We start from the raw sequence: 17,518 nt of genomic DNA on the forward strand, positions 1-17,518 counted from the left end.
GTCATCTATTTTTGTAGCCGTTTATTTTAATCCTAAAGCTTCATTAACGAAAAGCTAATTTCACTCGTTTATAACAGAAAGATGTGCTTTTTTGAAAATATGCCTACAAAGCACTAGCGTATTTCATATTGTGATTTTATTAATTCATATATTTTCAGGTGATTTCCTATAAATACCGCTGAAAATCACCTGAAATAAATAATTAAGCCGTACGACCAGCTTCTAATACATCAAATAGATCATCGGCAATTGATGTACCAAATTGAGCATCAATTTCACGAATACATGTTGGGCTGGTGACATTAATTTCAGTGACATAATTGCCAATCACATCTAAACCAACAAAAATCAAACCTTTTTCGCGCAAGAAAGGACCAATTTTAGCTGCGATCAGCTTATCGTTTTCAGTGAGCGGACGCGCTTGACCTAAGCCACCTGCCGCTAAGTTACCGCGCACTTCACCATTTTGTGGAATACGAGCTAGACAGTAAGGAATAGGCTCGCCATTTACCATCAAAATACGCTTATCCCCTTCTACAATTTCAGGAATATAACGTTGAGCCATAATTGGACGAGTACCTAACTCTGTAAGCATTTCCAACGTTGAACCAATGTTTACACCATCTTGATATAAGCGGAAAATTCCCGTACCGCCCATACCATCAAGTGGTTTCACAATGACATCGCCATGTTCTTTAAGAAATTCACGAATTAAACTTTGTTGCGATGTTACAAGTGTAGGTACTTGCAGCTCTGGGAACTGCGTTGCAAATAGCTTTTCATTGCAATCACGCAATGACTGAGGCTTATTGATAATCCATGAACCTTCGCGTTCAGCTTGTTCAAGCACGTAAGTTGTATAGACAAAGTTCATATCAAACGGTGGATCTTTACGCATCAACACCACATCATAAGCCGCGATAGATTCTTTTTTCTTTTCGCCCAATTCGTAATAATGATTGTAATCTTCAAATACTTTTAATGGCGAGATTAGACCGTAAGCCTTACCTTGATCGATATATAAATCTTGTTGTAATGCATAACCCAATTCATGTCCACGACGGCTCGCCGCCCACAACATTGCCATGGTTGAATCCTTTTTAAGATTTACGGTTTCAATCGGATCCATGACGACAAGTACACGCATGCTCAAGCTCTTCATAAAATTTAAATTAGCATGAGTATAGCTGAGATTTTTCACTCGTTTTTCTTAATTTCAGTAAATCGTTATCTGTTATTCCTTTAACTAGAACTCAAGTAAATTCAGTTAAACTATGACCATAAAATATTATTTTTAAAGGCTAAAGATGAAACTTTATCGCTATTTAACTGGCCCTGATGACTCTGCTTTTTGTGCACGAGTAACTAAAGCACTGAATCACGGCTGGGAATTATATGAGGCACCCAGCATGACCTTTAATGGCACACATGTGATTGTTGGACAAGCAATTTGTAAAACGATTGACGAGAATTATGATCCAGAAATGGATATTTTAGATGTTCTCAAAAATAATGCTTAACTCAAACATTTCCTTTCATCTCTAAAAACATCTTCTTAATCCAAATTAATAACTCAAGCTAACCAATACTCCCCCTTGTTAGCTTGAGCAATCGCTACACCCTTTCAAAATAAAGACTTAAAAAAGCAATCTCATAAATTTTAAAGACAATAGTTCTTTTATTCTAAACAAAGAAATGATTATAGTTATCATTAATACTTTTATTTTTGTTAATTGATTTTATTTTATGTTAAGAATTTCTACATCATCTCCCCCAATTAAGCGTTTGTTCCCGCTCAGCTTACTCAGTTTAATGATCTTGAATATTCAAGGTGTATACGCTGAAGACTCTAGTAACTCATCCTCGAAAGTTGCAGCGACCATGCCCACCATAAAAATTGAGGCTATGAGTGAGTTAGACCCAATTAAAAGCTATATCGACTATGACAAAGCCAATGTCACACGTAATGGCTTAGATAAAAAAGATATCCCTCAAACCGTTGATACCATTGATGTTCAGAAATATAAAATTTATGGATCAAATGATTTAAGCGTTATGCTGCAAGGCACACCTGGGGTATCTACCAATTACGATATGCGTGGTGATGGCATTACCATTCGTGGTTTTGGTGCTGATACAGGCGATATTTACCGTGATGGTATACGTGAAAGTGGGCAAGTACGCCGTAGTACTGCCAATATTGAGCGTATTGAAATTTTAAAAGGCCCCGCCTCTGTTTTATATGGCCGTAGTGCTGGTGGTGGGGTTGTGAATATGGTGAGTAAATTCGCCAATTTCGACTCTAAAAGTTCAGTTGGCGCTTATGCAGGCTCATACGATAACTACGGAACCACTGCTGACATCAACCAAGTCATTAATGACAATTTAGCAGTACGCCTTACGGGAGAATATGGCGAGTCAGGTAGCTTCCGCTCTGGTATTGAAAATAAAATTGAGATGTTTTCACCAAGTTTTACGTATAAAAATGATGATGGAACGCTTACTTGGACCACACAATATACGTATGACAAATTAGGTCGTGTACCTGATCGCGGGCCAACTCAAGATAACTTACCTGCGGGAACTTCGATCAAAACAGGATTTGCCCAAGACGGAGATTATGTTGATGATATTTTGCAAGTGGTCCGCACCGACGTAAATTACCAATATGTGCCTGATTGGAACTTTCACTGGGCAGCGAGTTACCGACAAGCAGAACAGAACTTTGACCACTTTTATTTTGGAACTTATTGTGGGCTAGATGGAAAAAATTTGAAAGGTGAAGCATGTACGACCAAAAAAGGCTACATCAACCAAATTTACTACTGGCAGCAAACTAGCAATAAGACCACCACCAATACATTTGATATTAAGGGCAAGTTCAAAACAGGCCAACTTGAACATCAAATCATGTTAGGTACTGACTGGACCTATGAACAACGAGAACCGCGTCTAGCCAATAAGACTCAAAATGGTTCAGCCATTTATGGTTACGTCAATCCATTCACAGGTGAACGAGAATCAAGTCGTGGCAATGGCCCACTCTTAATTAGTCAGCATAACTACAATGAAGGCACAACTTATGGTGTATTCATTCAAGATTTAATTGGTCTAAACGACCAACTTAAACTCATGTTAGGCTTACGTTATGATTACTTTGACTTTTCAACCACTAACAAACTCACTAATGCACATCGTAATGTAAAAGACAGTACTGTTAGCCCAAATGTTGGTTTGGTATGGCAACCGCTTCCTGAACATAGCTTTTACACGTCTTACTCTAAGAGCTTTGCGCCATTCGGTGGGCAAATGGGTGTTAACCAAGTTGCCGGCGGCACCGATGTCACAAAAATGGACAAAGAGCCTCAATATAACGAGCAATATGAAGTGGGTGTAAAAAGCGAATGGTTAAATAATCGTTTAAATACCCAATTCTCTGTTTTTGATATTCGTAAAAATAATATTCGCTATAAACCGAATCCTGACAGTGAACCAGAGGTGTGGGCAACTGCTGGTCAGCATCAATCTCGTGGTCTCGAATTTAGTTTTATTGGTCGCGTACTTGATAATGTCTTTGTTCGTGGTGGTTATGGCTACACAGATGCGAAAGTAAAAGAAGATAAACAAAAACCTGAACAAGAAGGCAACTATCTAGCCAACACATCTAAAAACACAGGTAATTTATTTGTTCGTTATTTACCAACCGAGCAGTGGTATACCGAGGTGGGTGTAACCTATGTAGGTTCGTATTATCCAAATATTAATAATCAAGTAAAAATGGAAGGCTTTAACCGTGTCGATGCGGCGATTGGCTATAGTGCAGATCCGTGGAATGTCACACTTGCGGTGAATAATCTAACCAATAAAGAGTACTGGCGTTCAGACAGCATGCCAGGCACACCACGTAATGTGTTATTACGTTTGAATTATCAGTTTTAATTAAATATTAAAAAAGCATACCCCTATTTTAGGTGTATGCCTTTTTCTTTTTAGATACCGTATTTCTCGCGATAAGCTTGCATATTTGCTAGGGCTTCTTTTTCGCCTTTGGTGATGACTAACCAAGGACAATAAGATAAGTTGGAATAATCTTGGAGCGTAAGAAGTGATTCGCATAAGGCGTATTATGTTAATTTTAGAATAAAAATAAAGTGTCAATAAAATTGGTAGCTAGTAAAAATGAAATTTTTTAAATAATTTATTTTAAATATTAAATGATTAGGTGAGGCTCCTTTTCGATTAACGTGTAGGTAGTGATCGTTTGTGCTTACACACATCCTCCCACTGTCCTAAACGATATCTACGATAAGCTCGAACATTAACTGTTTTTACTTTCATGGTTAGCTCCTTTTGTGGTTACGAAATTTGTAATTCACAAATAAAAACTAAGGAGCCTCAGGATTTATTATAGTATTAAACTAATTTATAAGTCACTAATTTTGTTTATAATTAAATAAGTTATTAGAAATATTTATTAGGTACTTTATGAGCTTTGGATGGACATGCCCTTACTGCAATCACAAATGTACTATAGGGGATAGCAATTATGATAGTCAAACTCATGTATTTGATTTATCAAATAAATTTAAAAACAAGCTAGGGTTGGAATCTTTAGTTATTGTTTGTCCTAATCCTGAATGTGAAGAAATAACAATACGATCGTTACTTTATAAGAGTACTAATCCTCCTGGATACGGCTATCACTCATCTAGTGGTAATGTTCCTATTCATACATGGAAACTTTTACCTCATAGTCATGCAAGACCATTTCCAAACTATATCCCACAACCTATTTTAAATGATTATAACGAAGCTTGTGCCATTAGTGATTTAAGTCCTAAAGCATCAGCAACTTTAGCTAGACGATGCTTACAAGGTATGATCAGAGATTATTGGAAGATAACTGATAAGACATTGTATAAAGAAATAAATGCTTTAGAAGATAAGGTAAGCGAGCAAGTATGGAACTCGTTAAATGCTGTTAGGGAAATCGGCAATATTGGTGCTCATATGGAGCAAGATATTAATGTGATTGTTGATGTAGAGCCAGATGAGGCAAAAATTCTAATAGAGCTTTTAGAAATCTTGTTTGAAGAATGGTATATTGCAAGACATGAAAGAGATTCAAAATTCTCCCGTATTCAAAAAATTCGAGATGCAAAGAAAGCTATTAAAGAATAATAATCTACTATTAAAATCAAACAACAAAAGCCACTTAATAAGTGGCTTTTTAGTTGATAGCTATTTCAGCACTATAAATTAGAAACAAGCTCTATTTAACATAATGGGCGTTATCCGAACTCATATTTATAAAATTAAATAAAATCAACAACTTAAAAATTTTACGCTACCCTGATAAACAGTAAAAAGCCGACTTAGATACAAATCGGCTGCTTTTTAAGCAATTTTGTCACTTTTAGCCAATAAATTTGGCTAAAAAACAAAAAATTCTTCCAAACTTTTGATGATGCGGAACGCCTATCTACACTCACAATATTTTTATAGAATAGATTGAAGCTATTTAATTAAAAAAATTATTTTCTGGAAAATCCTCTAATGTAAAAAAGGAGCCTATAAAGACTCCTTTTTTACTAAATTTTTACTAGCCGATGCCTAGTTGAACGATATTTACTCTTACAGTATGACCTCGTTCTACGGTGCTGCTCGGGCTCTGGGCATACACCCTATCTTTAAAGACCGTTGAGCACATGAACGGTCTATTTATATTCTCAATAGTAAACGATATTACAAAATTTGCAAATATGATTTGTTAAGAAAAATAAATTTTTCATTTCTTCCCTAGTAAGCAAATTGCCTCAATTTTATTAGTGACTTCTCGTTCAAGTAATAGTTCATAAGCTGATATTAGAGTTGAGCCACTAGCAAGTAGGTCATCAACAATAACTATAGACTTTCCTTTTAATTCACGAATTTCGGCTAGATAATCTGGATTATATTTCAATGGTTTAATAAATTTACGGTCTTTTTTTGCTATTTCTTTCATGGAAAATATGGTTTTTGGTTCTTTTATTACTCTGCTTTCAATAACGCGACGAAGAGCAATTAGATCTTTTCTATCTTTAGCTACAACTTGAAGAGAAAGAAGATCATTATAAACTTCTTCTATAGTTTTTTTAGTGAATACATTCGTAAGTATTGGGCAATTCCCCCCTATCTTTCTACTAATTTTTATAGCAAATCTTTCAGATACTGGTTGAGATGAAGGCATTGAAATTACTATGTCATAAGATTTTTTTAATAAAATTTTATCGAGAATTTTTGATAGATTTGGGTTAAATCTAGCACATTCTTTCATTGTGATTGAAAATCCATTTTTATTTTTAAGTGCATAGATTAAAGGGTTTCCATCACTATCTCGTCGATCACCATCTCGATTATACAGTCGTTTAAATACACCATAGATTAATAGATCATTCATCCTATTAGATATTGGATTTGCATGTATGGATGTGCTCACTAACTGTTCGCTTGTTGGATCAAACCTAACGACTTTGTTCTGATCGACTGTAATGCCCAAAGATGTATCCCTAAAACATGAATTTTCTATAAAATATAAGCTAAACTATAAAAAAATAAGTATATTTTCAATGCTTGAATATTAAGCTATCTTACTACTTCCAACAATTAGTTAGATCATAAAGCAAAAAATTCTATTTTAATTTTAGTAGAGTAAATATATGTCTGAAGGTTATGTATATATTTTACGAGATCATCTTAACAACAATGTGATAAAGGTTGGTTTATCTAAAGATCCTATTCGTAGAAGGCAGCAGTTATATAATACCTCAACCCCACTGCCTATGACCTTATATCATCTGTGGAAAGTAGATGATATGAGACATGCTGAACAAGTTGCACATCTAAGATTAGATAGTCATAGAATCAATCCTAGACGAGAGTTTTTTGAGATCGCTCCATTACCGCATTTCAATGATTTTGAGCGAAGAGACTATGATATGAGTTGTATTTTTTTAGATACACTTATTGAACTAATTGAAGATGATTTTGATTATTTAGGGGTAAGTTATCAAAGAGTTTACTCTATAGAAGAGCTCTAATAGCCAGTAGGTCTAAATAACAACTGATTTTGTAAACATTTTACAGTTTCCATAAAATTAACATAATACGGCTTATGCTAAATACTTAAAAATATTCCTATTTGTATCAATATTTTAGAAAAATCTACTCCAGAGTTCAGCGTACTGGAACAGATTTTCCAATAGTTTTTCCCATTCCAAATTTATTTTTAATCAATTAGATATACTCAATAAAAAAGGAAGCCACAGCTTCCTTTTTCATGCTTAACTCTTAAATACCATATTTCTCGCGATAAGCTTGCATATTTGCTAGTGCTTCTTTTTCGCCTTTCGCATCTAAATAATCCATTAAATCTTTCATGGTAATGAGTGCGTGTACAGGAATTTCTAATTCTTTTTGAACTTCTTGAATTGCAGAAAGCTCACCTTGACCACGTTCTTGACGATCTAGTGCAACTAATACACCTGCAATGGTCGCGCCCGCATTTTTCAAAATTGTTACGACTTCACGAATGGCTGTACCTGCGGTAATTACGTCATCAATAATCCAGACTTTTTTACCTTCAACCGCAGCACCAACTAAAACACCACCTTCACCATGATCTTTTGCTTCTTTACGATTAAAGCCCCATGGCACACTTTTGTTATGTACTTGGGACAAAGCAACAGCAGTCGCAGCTACAAACGGAATGCCTTTGTAAGCTGGTCCAAAAATAACATCAACATTTTGGCATTGTGTTAATTTATCGGCATAGCCTTGTGCTAAAAGAGATAAAGCTTCACCATCATTAAGTAGGCCTGCATTAAAAAAATAAGGACTCACACGTCCAGATTTTAAAGTAAACTCACCAAATTTAAGCACACCGCGTGATAATGCGAGTTCGATAAATGCTTGCGGGTTAAATGACACAGGCGTTGTCATGAGGTGCTCCAAATTCACAATTGAGGTTAAATTTTCGCATGATACCAAAGGATCAGTATCCAAGTGATGTAAAAATTCTTCGAGTCGTTTCCATTAACGTAAATGGCTTGCGTTCTTCGGTGACGAAAGGCTTACTTGAATGGTTAGAACAATCAGATGCCGATGTCGTATGCATGCAGGAAAGCCGCATTACCCATGAACAATGGACTGAAAAATTTAGACCCGAAGGATGGCATACCCATCTATTTCCAGCAGAGCGTGCAGGTTACGCAGGAACTGCCATATATAGCCGCCTACCCTTTGTCTCTGTTAAAGATGGTTTAGGGTTTGAGTTGGCTGACAGTCAAGGTCGCTTTATTTCTGCTGAATTCGATTTAGGTTTGTCACATCCGGTACATATTGCGTCATTATACTTACCTTCAGGCTCAAGTGGTGAAGAAGCGCAAGCACGTAAAGATTTATTTTTAGGTGAATACGCAAAAATCTTGAAGCAATGGCGTGATGAAAATAAGTCAGTGATCATTTGTGGTGACTACAACATTGTTCATAAACGCATTGATATTAAAAACTGGTCGGGTAATCAAAAATCATCTGGCTGTTTACCACACGAACGTGCATGGCTTGACCATATTTACGATGAACTTGGCTATGTTGATACATTCCGAGTAGTTCGCACAGAAGCAGAACTTTATTCATGGTGGTCAAATCGCGGTCAAGCTCGTGCAAAAAATGTAGGATGGCGTATTGACTATCAAGCCTGCTCACCAGACTGGAAAGCACGTACAACCAATGCCTGGGTCTTTAAAGATCAATGGTTTAGCGACCATGCACCCGTTATCATCGACTATAAAATTCAAGAGTAAGTGAACACTTGTTCACTTGCATTGTCGTTTTCGCTTACAGCATATGTCGTTTTTGAGTATTTTTCTTACACAACTTTAACGGCATTATAGCTGCACGGCACAGGGAAGCAGTCAGGATGACGCAAAAGGATAGGACGCCGTAGGAAGATAAAATAAACTTATGATAAGTTTATTTGCAAGGATGTGACATTGGACGTTGAAATGAGACCCGCATGATCAGGATGATTAAATGCGGGTTTTCTCTTTTTCAGTCTCTTATTTTTTGCGCTAAGTTCTTTTAGTTTTAACTTCTTCTTATTAAGCTCATTATCGCTTTGTCTTATGACAATAACATGACATTTCTCTTTCGATTAATCATAATTTTTCATTTGTTTTAAAAGTATCTGTATAAAGTAGTGCTCAAATGCTTTTTGGGTTAGGCTGTGTGCTCTCTCTTTTTGACATGGTCCGATAAAATGTTAAAAATTTATGGAATCAAAAACTGTAACTCAATGAAAAAAGCATTTGATGCTTTGCAAGCCAAAGCGCTTAACTATGATTTTCATGATTATAAAAAACAAGGGATTGATGTAGATACCCTAAAAATCTGGTTAAAAGAAATTGGGCAAGACACGGTTCTAAACAAAAAAGGAACCACTTGGCGTAAGCTATCAGAAGAAGAACAAATGCATGCGTTAAGTAGCGAAGACAATCTTATTGAAGCACTTATTGCTCAACCAAGTTTAATTAAAAGACCAGTTCTACAAACCTCTCAAGGTTTTATCGTCGGTTTTGATGAAGCAACCTATCAAAATATCCAAGCATAAAAAAACGAGCCATTTGGCTCGTTTTTTTATTAAAACTTTTAGTTAGCGCGAATCCATGTTTGGTTACGACCAAGTGCAGAAACACCGATATAGCCACGCAATTTAAGCTTCTTACCACCATCTGTTAACTCACCTTTCAATTTGTAAGTTTTGCCAGATTTAGGATCTAAAATCGTACCGTTTTCATAACTGTTGCCACCTACATTTTTTAAATTATGTACAATGGTGACACCTTTAAGTGGTTTGTTTTTGTACGGACCTTCACATTTTGTACAAGCGTTTTCTTCGCCCGGTGTCAAAATGTTTTGAATGGTTGCAGTTAAGGTTCCATCCTTCTGTTCCGTAAATTTAACTACGGCTTTTGGCTTATTGGTCTGATCATCAATTGTTTTCCATACCGTTCCATTGAGTGTATCAGCCGCATTGGCAAATGCAGCCATACCAATGAGTCCTAAAGCTAAAGCAATCTTTTTCATTTTTGTAATATCCTTGGGTCTTTCAAGATTTTAGTATTCAGAAGTCGCAAAGATATTGCAATTTTTGAATGTGACTGTTTCGTGTAACCTTGTAATCTTGCAAAATAAAATTTACAAGAAAACAAGAAACTAGCATAAAAATGGATGCTCTATGAATATATCAAATGTTTGGAAATATTACTTTACAGAAACTTTTCTTAAAACAACAATTCGCAAGCCAAGTCAGCTAAATTTACCGCCTACTGCCTTACGTCCTGTTTTAGACCAAATGTGTCGTGCTTTTCCACGACAAAAAAATGTCTCTGTTCGCCCAATTCGGCTGGCAGGCATTAAAGGTGAAGAAATCAAACCGCAAGATCATGCTACTCAACTGATTTTTCACATTCACGGCGGTGCTTTTTTTCTTGGCAGTGTCAAAACACACCATGCTTTTATGACAGATTTGGCCGCTCGCACCCAAATGCAAGTTATTCATGTGGATTATCCGCTTGCACCAGAGCATCCCTACCCTGAGGCAACCGAAGCTCTATATGACATCTATCAATCTTTAGTCGTACAAGGTGTTCAGCCAAAAGATATTATTTTATCGGGTGATTCGTGCGGAGCCAATTTAGCATTAGCACTTTGTTTACGCTTAAAAGAACAACCTGAGCTCATGCCGAGTGGCCTGATCTTATTGTCGCCTTTTTTAGATTTAACGCTGACAAGCGAATCATTAAGATTTAACCAGAAACATGATGCCCTGCTTTCGCTTAAAGCCCTGCAAACAGGGATCCAACATTATATTGGCAATCAGATTGCAGCCGATGACCCACGTGTTTCGCCTATTTTCGATGACTTGCATGGCCTACCGCCGACTTTGGTTCAAGTAGGTTCTAAAGAAATATTATTAGACGATGCCAAGCGTTTTAGAGAAAAAGCCGAAGATGCAGGTGTTAAAGTTCAATTCAAACTTTATACAGGTATGTGGCATAACTTCCAGATGTTTAATGCATGGTTTGATGAAGCAAAACAAGCGTTGGCAGATATTGCTGAATTTGCCCATGAACTCGATAAAACTTAATTTATCTATGAATGATGTGAACAGTGAATAAAACTTTTCACATTATTTTCTTTATAAAAAGTCATCATGTATAAATTGAAAATCATGTTATGTTTAAAAAATAAATTATTTAGATAATTCAATTTTAGGATGGTCCAACAAAGAGGCATCTATATTTAGGAGCCCTTACTTATTATGAAAAGTCGTTTAATCACTCATCCAATACATAGAACAAAACAGGTGATAATCGATTTCATCCACAATAATCACATCATTAACTGGACGCCATTACAAAAAAGCGCCCTCATGCTCACACTTGCCTGTGCAATGAATTTCAGTTGGATTTTATGGAAAGGCTATATTTTAATTACACCAAGTGTCTGGCAATGGGCACATTTACCTTTAGTTGAATCGCAAATCTGGTTAAATCTATTTACCTTATTTTTATTAGCTTCATTGATTATTCCCTGCTATCGCTACAAAAATCATGAGTGGGCACAAAAAATTATTCCGTTTATTAGCGTGCAATTCTTTGCACTCATGCTATGTCACGATGGATATTTAATTGGCAGCATTAGCCCCGCTACCATGGTGGGTTATGTCGGTACCATTGGTGTCGGTCTGGTGTTATTTGACCGAAAAATTGTTTATAGCGCCCTTATACCTGCAACAATTATTTTAACTGTATGTACTTATTTGAGTATGAAAGGTGCTTTGCCTTATGCGCCTTTATTTAATCTGATTGCTATGCAACGTGCCCAAACTAATCCCTTTTGGTTAGGAAGCATGGCATTTTTTATTATGCCCATCTTATTGGCGTGTTTTATTTTATTTGAAATATTACTGACCCAATGGCGTCAGCGTGAAACCTATATTCAACGTTTAAGCCAACTTGATCCATTAACCAACGTATTAAATAGACGTAGTTTAAATACGCATTTAGAATCAATGCACCAACAGCAATTTGAATATGCGGTGGTACTTCTTGATATCGATCATTTTAAAAAAATTAATGATATATACGGACATCACCAAGGTGATCAGGTCTTAATAGAAATCGCTCAATGTCTTTCTGAAAACTTGCGTAATGAAGATATTATTGGTCGATTTGGTGGAGAGGAATTTATTTTATTACTCCCCCATACCGATATTATTCAAGCAGAAAAAATTGCTGAGCGTTGTCGTCATGCTTTGCAAGAATTACCTGTTTGTAGCACTCAAAATAATCCCATTCATATTAGTGCAAGTTTTGGAATAAGCTGTTCAGCTTTTGCACAAGACCCTTATCTTGTTATTCGGCAGGCAGACCAAGCACTTTATGCGGTAAAAGCTTCAGGACGTAATCAGGTACGTACATTTCATCAGAATGAAGCTGTTAATACACTATGATTCTTTTAGTTTTGCCAAACTCGCAAGTTGCTGCAAAAGTTCTTGCTGACTAAAAGCACCCGTTAAACGTAAAGCGCGAATTTCTTTTTGCTCTGGGCTTAAAAATAGATAAGTCGGTGGTCCTAAAATATTCCATTGTTTGAGTAGAGCTTCATGTGACTGGTCATAATGACTCAAATCAAGCTTAATTAAATAATAAGGTGCAAGAGCTGACTGAACTTCTGGTGCTTTTAAAATACGGTACTCAATCGGTTGGCAAGCAACACACCAATCTGCATATACATCAACCACAATAGCCCGATCAGTAGGTGCGGCTGCTAAAATCTTTTGGAAGTCTGCAGCGCTAGTCGCAACATGCCACTCGGCCATGTGCTCAGAACTTTGCAAAGTTCGATTTTGAATATGTTGATATTGGTTATAGGCTACAAAAGGGGTAACGATTAATAATAAGATCGCATAGAGCCACTGTAGCTGCCCTTTTTTCCAGAAAAACTGATAAACAGCATAGGCTATAAAAGCGAGGCCTAGCACTAGACTAAGTACTTGCATGCCCCAATCTGGCAATAAAGGACGAATAAAGTAGAGGCTTAAACCCAACATCAGAAAAGCAAAAATCACTTTAATCTGATGCATCCAGTCACCGGCTTTAGGCAAGAATTTGGCCCCTAAAATACTTGCCAGTAACAACGGAATTCCCATTCCAAAACCTAGGCAAAATAAAAGCAAAGCCCCTTGCCATTGGTTTTGTGTTTGAGAAATAAATAATAAAGTTCCAGCCAGAGGAGCGGTCATACACGGACCGACCAAGAGTGCAGAAACCACACCCATGACTCCCGCACCTACTAAAGTGCCGCCTTGTTGCATCGACTGAATACGGTCAAGTCGATTTAACCATGTCTGCGGTAAACGAATTTCAAACAAGCCAAATAAGTTCAGAGCAAAGATAATAAACAGCAAACTAAAAGCAATTAAAGTCGCAGGCTGTTGTAACCAGCGTTGAAAATTTAAGCCTGCTGAAGAAGCAATTAAACCCAAGCCTGCATAGACTAATGCCATGCTACAAACAAAAGTAAGTGCAATGACCCAAGCCTTTAGACCTTTATGTTCTCGAATAATTAATGAAGTTAAAATAGGCAGCATCGGTAAAGAACATGGCGTAAATGCGAGCAACATGCCTAAACCGAGAAATAATAAAATTCCATACCAAAGCGAGTGTTCAATTAACTTAGCTGACCAAATCTGATCTTGCGCAATTTGTGGCGTAGATGGATTTACTACAGACTCTGTACTCTGCTCTTTTTCTAAAAGTTTTGAATCTGAAGAAGTGTCGGATTGGGAATTTGCTAAATCGAGAAATCGTTTTGGCGCTGTTCCCGCTTGGTTTTGGACACCGACCAAGCCATCTGCATCAGTTTGAAACTCAATAGTTTGTGGGGGATAACAAATACGGTCTTTGGCACAGCCCTGCCAAGTCACACTATAGTGCTCTGAAGGCTTTGTCTTAATTTTGAAATTAACTTGATGGTAGTAAACCTGACTTTGCCCATAATTTTCGTCATATTGAGCAATCGCTTTAGGTAATTTTAAAGCTAAAGGTTGAGTACCTTGTTGTACGGTAAATTTATGCTGATATAAATAATAATTTGGCTGAATCTGCCAAGATAAACTCGCAGTATGCGACTCAGAAGATTCAACCGAAAAAGAAAAAGCCTGTTCGGGCGAGAGCAGCTTATCTTGCGCAGCAGCCAACTGGCTAAACACACAAACAGCAACTGCTAGAAAATAAAGAATTCCCTGGTGAATAAGCTTTTTCATTAACATAAATTTAAATTGCTTCGATTAGAACAAGAACGCCACGCCTAAGCCACCATTGTAGCTCTTGTCTTGCCCCTCTAAATCGACGCCGATACTTGCGTCAAGCTGAGTACGATTATTTACAGCATAGACTAAACCTGTACCTAAACCGTATTCATAGTCTTGGCTTTCAGCTTTACGGTAAATGAATTCAGAATATCCAGAAAGTTTACCAGCGATCTTATAGTTGATTGCTGGAATTGCAGTCACAGCCCAATTACTGTTTTGCACTTCGTAACGCATGGTAATTGAGGTGTCAATCAAGTCATCATACTTATAAGCCACTGCTGAGCTTAGGCTATAGATATCATCATGCGCAGTAAATTCATCATTACCAGTTGCAATGACAGCCTGAGCTAACACAGCCATTGATAAATTTTCATCATCTAGATCAATTGCTTTTTTCAAACCGATGCTTACATCACCAAAACCTGAATTGTCAGTTTTTTTGCCAGCACGTTTGGTTTGAGTCCATGCTGGACCTTGCCACCCTAATTGTAATTCTAAGCCATCAGCCAAACCTGTACGAAATAGCATATCTTCATTTACAGTTACGGTTTTTTCTTTAACGCCATCGACAGTCGACTCTGTATAAGTTGCGCTAGGTAAACCTTGTTCCCAAGCTAACTTACCCACTGGTGTAATACCTGTTCCGAAGCCTGCTCCAGGACGGTCAAAGGAAAACTCTGCGGCGAAAGTACTTCCGGCAGCAACAGTTGTAAGAGCAAAAGTTAAAATTTGTACTATTTTCATTTTAATATCCAATCAAGTAGTTAATTCTTTCGTCATTTTAGCCCCATGACGGCGCAATAATTCTAATGTTTCACGCTCTTCTTCAAGCGATTCTGACCAATCTATTTCATCAAAATCACAATCAAAGAACAACTGACTGATTGAAGATAAAATGGTGAGTCCTTCTTCATCACGTGAGTTTGGATCAACTTTTTCATCGAGTAAACGTTGAACAGCTGGAGCACATGCCGAGCTTGCAGCATCCCATAACGGACCATAAAACTCTTCTGCATCCCAAAGGTGTACATTGGCTTTAGCTTGAATTAGAGCTTCAAGAATATCGAGGTAAACTTGTAACGCTTGTTGCTTCTCTTCTTTTGATAATGGTGTACCAGCTTCATAAGCTTCCGATACATTTTCCCACCATTTAAAAATTCCGTCACAGATAATTGATACAGGTGGCCCTTGCTCCGGATCAATAAAGTTCGGATCAAGTCCGTCAGCAAGTAATTTCTGCACTTGCGCGAGTTCTAATTCTTCTATGGCTTTAATTAAAGCTTGCTGCTGGGTGGTTAACATGACCATCTCTCAAAAATATATTAGGGCTATTATGCCTAATCTCATATCCAGATTTTAGAGGTTGATTGCATCGCATTGCAAACCTAATGTTGTGAATAGTTTATTTTCATCAAATATAAAAAAAGCCCCGAAGGGCTTTTTAGCATTTTCAATTAAACTTCATCATCAATGAATTCTGGTTGCCCACCTCTCGGGTGTTCTTTTTTCTCAAAAGTATGTTCGAGGCTGCGTTTTAATTTTTCAATCGCGCCATGGATTGAAGCGTCAATATTTCCTGCCTTATGGTGAACTGCAACTGGTTTCAAACCTGAAGGACGTGCTTCAATCATACAGTGGATATCTTTATCACCACTTTTGTCCCCATTTTCATCACTAAAATGAACCGAGAAATGCGTAATACGTTCGCTGTGACGTTGGAATTCTTGAGTAAGTTCTGTACGTACATAAGTAATTAAACGTTCACTATTATGGATGTTTTTATCTGTGCGGATTTCAATATTCATAAATACCATCCTTTCTTTCTTACTGTGGAACTTTTCTATGCAAAACTTTTTTATGTTGGCATGTTTTAAGCATGCATGAACTGACTTCAATTGTACATTTTGATGGTGTAATGGTTTGTTATCTCCTGACTTAAACGTACTGGTTTTAATTAATTTTGAAGATCTTCATACATTCAATATCAGTCCATCTATAAAAATATGCAAGCTGATTTTTTAAATTTTTATGAAAAATTGAACAAAAGGAGAGCAATCGTGTCCAAATCTTATCTATCTGGAGCCGAGCTCATTGAGCACATTCAAAAGTCTCCTTATTCACGTGATTTGATCGGTTATCACGGACAGCCTCCACAAGTTAAATGGCCTAACAATGCCAAGATTGCAGTGCAATTTGTTCTTAATTATGAAGAAGGTGGCGAAAAACATATTGAGCACGGCGATGAAGGCTCAGAACAGTTTTTATCGGAGATTATTGGCGCTGCAAGTTACCCAGCGAAACATATGTCGATGGACTCGATGTACGAATATGGTTCGCGTGCTGGTTTTTGGCGCATTCATAATGAGTTCCAAAAGCGCAAACTTCCAATGACTATTTTTGGAGTTGCAATGGCACTTGTCCGCAATCCTTATATTGTGGAAGCGATTAAACAAGCTGATTATGATGTGGTTTCTCATGGTTATCGTTGGCTTCACTATCAAGATACTGATATTGAGTTAGAAAAACAGCATATGGAACAAGCTTTATCTGTCTTAGAAAACTTGTTTGGAAATAAAGTGATCGGTTGGTACACCGGACGTGACAGTCCCAATACCCGTCAGTTACTTGCAGAGTTCCCACAAATTCAATACGACTCTGATTATTATGGCGATGATCTACCTTTTTGGACGACTCTCACCGATGTTGAGGGTGCATCACGTCCTCATCTAATTATTCCTTATACCTTGGAATGTAACGACATGAAATTCTGCTCACCGGGCGGATTTAATAGTTCAGAACAGTTTTTTCAATATTTAAAAGATAGTTTTGATGTGCTGTATGCAGAGGGAGAAACTGCACCAAAAATGATGTCAATTGGAATGCACTGCCGTATTTTAGGGCATCCGGGTCGTTTTAAAGCACTACAAAAGTTTCTCGACTATATTCAAATGCACGATCGTGTCTGGATATGTAGTCGTCAAGATATTGCTGAACATTGGTATAAAAATCACATAACTAAATAATTGATTTTTAATTTTCCAAATTCATAAGCGAATCACAAACCCCTCTTGGCACTGTTATTGCTAAAACTCTATATCA

17 protein-coding genes are annotated in these 17,518 nt (G+C 37.0%); 9 read left to right on the top strand and 8 right to left on the bottom strand.

Going from position 1 to position 17,518, the window contains the following annotated elements; all coding sequences use genetic code 11:
- Positions 1–202: 202 nt before the first annotated feature.
- On the bottom strand, positions 203–1,147 hold the full coding sequence (gshB, locus tag FY048_RS09255) for a glutathione synthase (protein ID WP_003654100.1): 945 nt from the start codon (positions 1,145–1,147) through the stop codon (positions 203–205).
- A gap of 160 nt (positions 1,148–1,307) precedes the next feature.
- On the opposite strand from gshB, the gene FY048_RS09260 reads away from it, so the two are divergent.
- The 3 genes from FY048_RS09260 to FY048_RS09270 all read left to right on the top strand — a co-directional run bounded on the left by FY048_RS09260 (position 1,308) and on the right by FY048_RS09270 (position 5,181).
- Positions 1,308–1,520 carry a DUF1737 domain-containing protein gene (locus tag FY048_RS09260; protein ID WP_004639994.1) on the top strand — a complete coding sequence of 71 codons (213 nt, stop codon included), beginning with the start codon at positions 1,308–1,310 and terminating at the stop codon, positions 1,518–1,520.
- 226 nt (positions 1,521–1,746) lie between these two features.
- Entirely contained in the window at positions 1,747–3,939 is a 2,193-nt protein-coding gene (locus FY048_RS09265; protein WP_446090927.1) for a TonB-dependent receptor, read from the top strand.
- A gap of 546 nt (positions 3,940–4,485) precedes the next feature.
- Positions 4,486–5,181 (top strand): DUF4145 domain-containing protein, encoded by a 696-nt coding sequence (locus FY048_RS09270; protein WP_446090928.1) that lies wholly within the window; start codon positions 4,486–4,488, stop codon positions 5,179–5,181.
- Between the two features lie 607 nt (positions 5,182–5,788).
- Here FY048_RS09270 and FY048_RS09275 read toward each other — a convergent pair.
- Positions 5,789–6,538, bottom strand: a complete 750-nt coding sequence (locus FY048_RS09275; RefSeq protein ID WP_410242740.1) for a phosphoribosyltransferase — start codon at positions 6,536–6,538, stop codon at positions 5,789–5,791.
- A 160-nt stretch (positions 6,539–6,698) separates the two neighbouring features.
- Between FY048_RS09275 and FY048_RS09280 the strand changes: the two genes are divergently transcribed.
- Positions 6,699–7,079, top strand: coding sequence for a GIY-YIG nuclease family protein (locus tag FY048_RS09280; RefSeq protein WP_446090929.1), 381 nt, complete (start codon positions 6,699–6,701; stop codon positions 7,077–7,079).
- 250 nt (positions 7,080–7,329) lie between these two features.
- Here FY048_RS09280 and pyrE read toward each other — a convergent pair whose 3' ends face one another.
- A complete protein-coding gene (gene pyrE, locus FY048_RS09285) occupies positions 7,330–7,980 on the bottom strand; it encodes an orotate phosphoribosyltransferase (RefSeq protein WP_004639998.1) in 651 nt (216 codons plus the stop codon).
- A gap of 38 nt (positions 7,981–8,018) precedes the next feature.
- Here pyrE and FY048_RS09290 point away from each other — a divergent pair, with 38 nt between their 5' ends.
- The gene (locus tag FY048_RS09290; RefSeq protein ID WP_446090930.1) at positions 8,019–8,843 is read left to right on the top strand and encodes an exodeoxyribonuclease III; all 825 of its coding nucleotides are present in this window, start codon (positions 8,019–8,021) and stop codon (positions 8,841–8,843) included.
- 455 nt (positions 8,844–9,298) lie between these two features.
- Positions 9,299–9,649 (top strand): Spx/MgsR family RNA polymerase-binding regulatory protein, encoded by a 351-nt coding sequence (locus FY048_RS09295; protein ID WP_446090931.1) that lies wholly within the window; start codon positions 9,299–9,301, stop codon positions 9,647–9,649.
- A 38-nt stretch (positions 9,650–9,687) separates the two neighbouring features.
- Here FY048_RS09295 and FY048_RS09300 read toward each other — a convergent pair whose 3' ends face one another.
- Complete coding sequence (locus FY048_RS09300) at positions 9,688–10,125, bottom strand: DUF2147 domain-containing protein (RefSeq protein ID WP_003654111.1); 438 nt, start codon at positions 10,123–10,125, stop codon at positions 9,688–9,690.
- Positions 10,126–10,276: 151 nt separating this feature from the next.
- Between FY048_RS09300 and FY048_RS09305 the strand changes: the two genes are divergently transcribed.
- Both FY048_RS09305 and FY048_RS09310 read left to right on the top strand, forming a co-directional pair.
- Positions 10,277–11,188: an alpha/beta hydrolase gene (locus FY048_RS09305; protein ID WP_446090932.1), complete on the top strand. Its 912-nt coding sequence runs from the start codon at positions 10,277–10,279 to the stop codon at positions 11,186–11,188.
- Positions 11,189–11,362: 174 nt separating this feature from the next.
- Positions 11,363–12,556 (top strand): GGDEF domain-containing protein, encoded by a 1,194-nt coding sequence (locus FY048_RS09310; protein WP_446090933.1) that lies wholly within the window; start codon positions 11,363–11,365, stop codon positions 12,554–12,556.
- Here the strand turns inward: FY048_RS09310 and dsbD are convergent.
- From dsbD to FY048_RS09330, 4 genes are all read right to left on the bottom strand, one after another.
- A complete protein-coding gene (gene dsbD, locus FY048_RS09315) occupies positions 12,551–14,377 on the bottom strand; it encodes a protein-disulfide reductase DsbD (protein WP_446090934.1) in 1,827 nt (608 codons plus the stop codon). The genes FY048_RS09310 and dsbD overlap by 6 nt on opposite strands.
- Positions 14,378–14,395: 18 nt before the next feature.
- Positions 14,396–15,163, bottom strand: a complete 768-nt coding sequence (locus tag FY048_RS09320) for a transporter (protein ID WP_005300589.1) — start codon at positions 15,161–15,163, stop codon at positions 14,396–14,398.
- 12 nt (positions 15,164–15,175) lie between these two features.
- The gene (locus FY048_RS09325) at positions 15,176–15,721 is read right to left on the bottom strand and encodes an ankyrin repeat domain-containing protein (protein WP_252611249.1); all 546 of its coding nucleotides are present in this window, start codon (positions 15,719–15,721) and stop codon (positions 15,176–15,178) included.
- 152 nt (positions 15,722–15,873) lie between these two features.
- Positions 15,874–16,224 carry an HPF/RaiA family ribosome-associated protein gene (locus tag FY048_RS09330; protein ID WP_016139845.1) on the bottom strand — a complete coding sequence of 117 codons (351 nt, stop codon included), beginning with the start codon at positions 16,222–16,224 and terminating at the stop codon, positions 15,874–15,876.
- Between the two features lie 252 nt (positions 16,225–16,476).
- Between FY048_RS09330 and puuE the strand changes: the two genes are divergently transcribed.
- The gene (gene puuE, locus FY048_RS09335; RefSeq protein WP_446090935.1) at positions 16,477–17,442 is read left to right on the top strand and encodes an allantoinase PuuE; all 966 of its coding nucleotides are present in this window, start codon (positions 16,477–16,479) and stop codon (positions 17,440–17,442) included.
- Positions 17,443–17,518: the final 76 nt, after the last annotated feature.

The organism is Acinetobacter sp. 1124_18A, from assembly GCF_052824995.1.

Bases quoted from the DNA above. Each gene is read 5' to 3' on its own strand.
- gshB (WP_003654100.1), bottom strand. From the start codon at position 1,147: ATGCGTGTACTTGTCGTCATGGATCCGATTGAAACCGTAAATCTTAAA.
- FY048_RS09260 (WP_004639994.1), top strand. From the start codon at position 1,308: ATGAAACTTTATCGCTATTTAACTGGCCCTGATGACTCTGCTTTTTGT.
- FY048_RS09265 (WP_446090927.1), top strand. From the start codon at position 1,747: ATGTTAAGAATTTCTACATCATCTCCCCCAATTAAGCGTTTGTTCCCG.
- FY048_RS09270 (WP_446090928.1), top strand. From the start codon at position 4,486: ATGAGCTTTGGATGGACATGCCCTTACTGCAATCACAAATGTACTATA.
- FY048_RS09280 (WP_446090929.1), top strand. From the start codon at position 6,699: ATGTCTGAAGGTTATGTATATATTTTACGAGATCATCTTAACAACAAT.
- pyrE (WP_004639998.1), bottom strand. From the start codon at position 7,980: ATGACAACGCCTGTGTCATTTAACCCGCAAGCATTTATCGAACTCGCA.
- FY048_RS09290 (WP_446090930.1), top strand. From the start codon at position 8,019: ATGATACCAAAGGATCAGTATCCAAGTGATGTAAAAATTCTTCGAGTC.
- FY048_RS09295 (WP_446090931.1), top strand. From the start codon at position 9,299: ATGTTAAAAATTTATGGAATCAAAAACTGTAACTCAATGAAAAAAGCA.
- FY048_RS09300 (WP_003654111.1), bottom strand. From the start codon at position 10,125: ATGAAAAAGATTGCTTTAGCTTTAGGACTCATTGGTATGGCTGCATTT.
- FY048_RS09305 (WP_446090932.1), top strand. From the start codon at position 10,277: ATGAATATATCAAATGTTTGGAAATATTACTTTACAGAAACTTTTCTT.
- FY048_RS09310 (WP_446090933.1), top strand. From the start codon at position 11,363: ATGAAAAGTCGTTTAATCACTCATCCAATACATAGAACAAAACAGGTG.
- dsbD (WP_446090934.1), bottom strand. From the start codon at position 14,377: ATGTTAATGAAAAAGCTTATTCACCAGGGAATTCTTTATTTTCTAGCA.
- FY048_RS09320 (WP_005300589.1), bottom strand. From the start codon at position 15,163: ATGAAAATAGTACAAATTTTAACTTTTGCTCTTACAACTGTTGCTGCC.
- FY048_RS09325 (WP_252611249.1), bottom strand. From the start codon at position 15,721: ATGTTAACCACCCAGCAGCAAGCTTTAATTAAAGCCATAGAAGAATTA.
- FY048_RS09330 (WP_016139845.1), bottom strand. From the start codon at position 16,224: ATGAATATTGAAATCCGCACAGATAAAAACATCCATAATAGTGAACGT.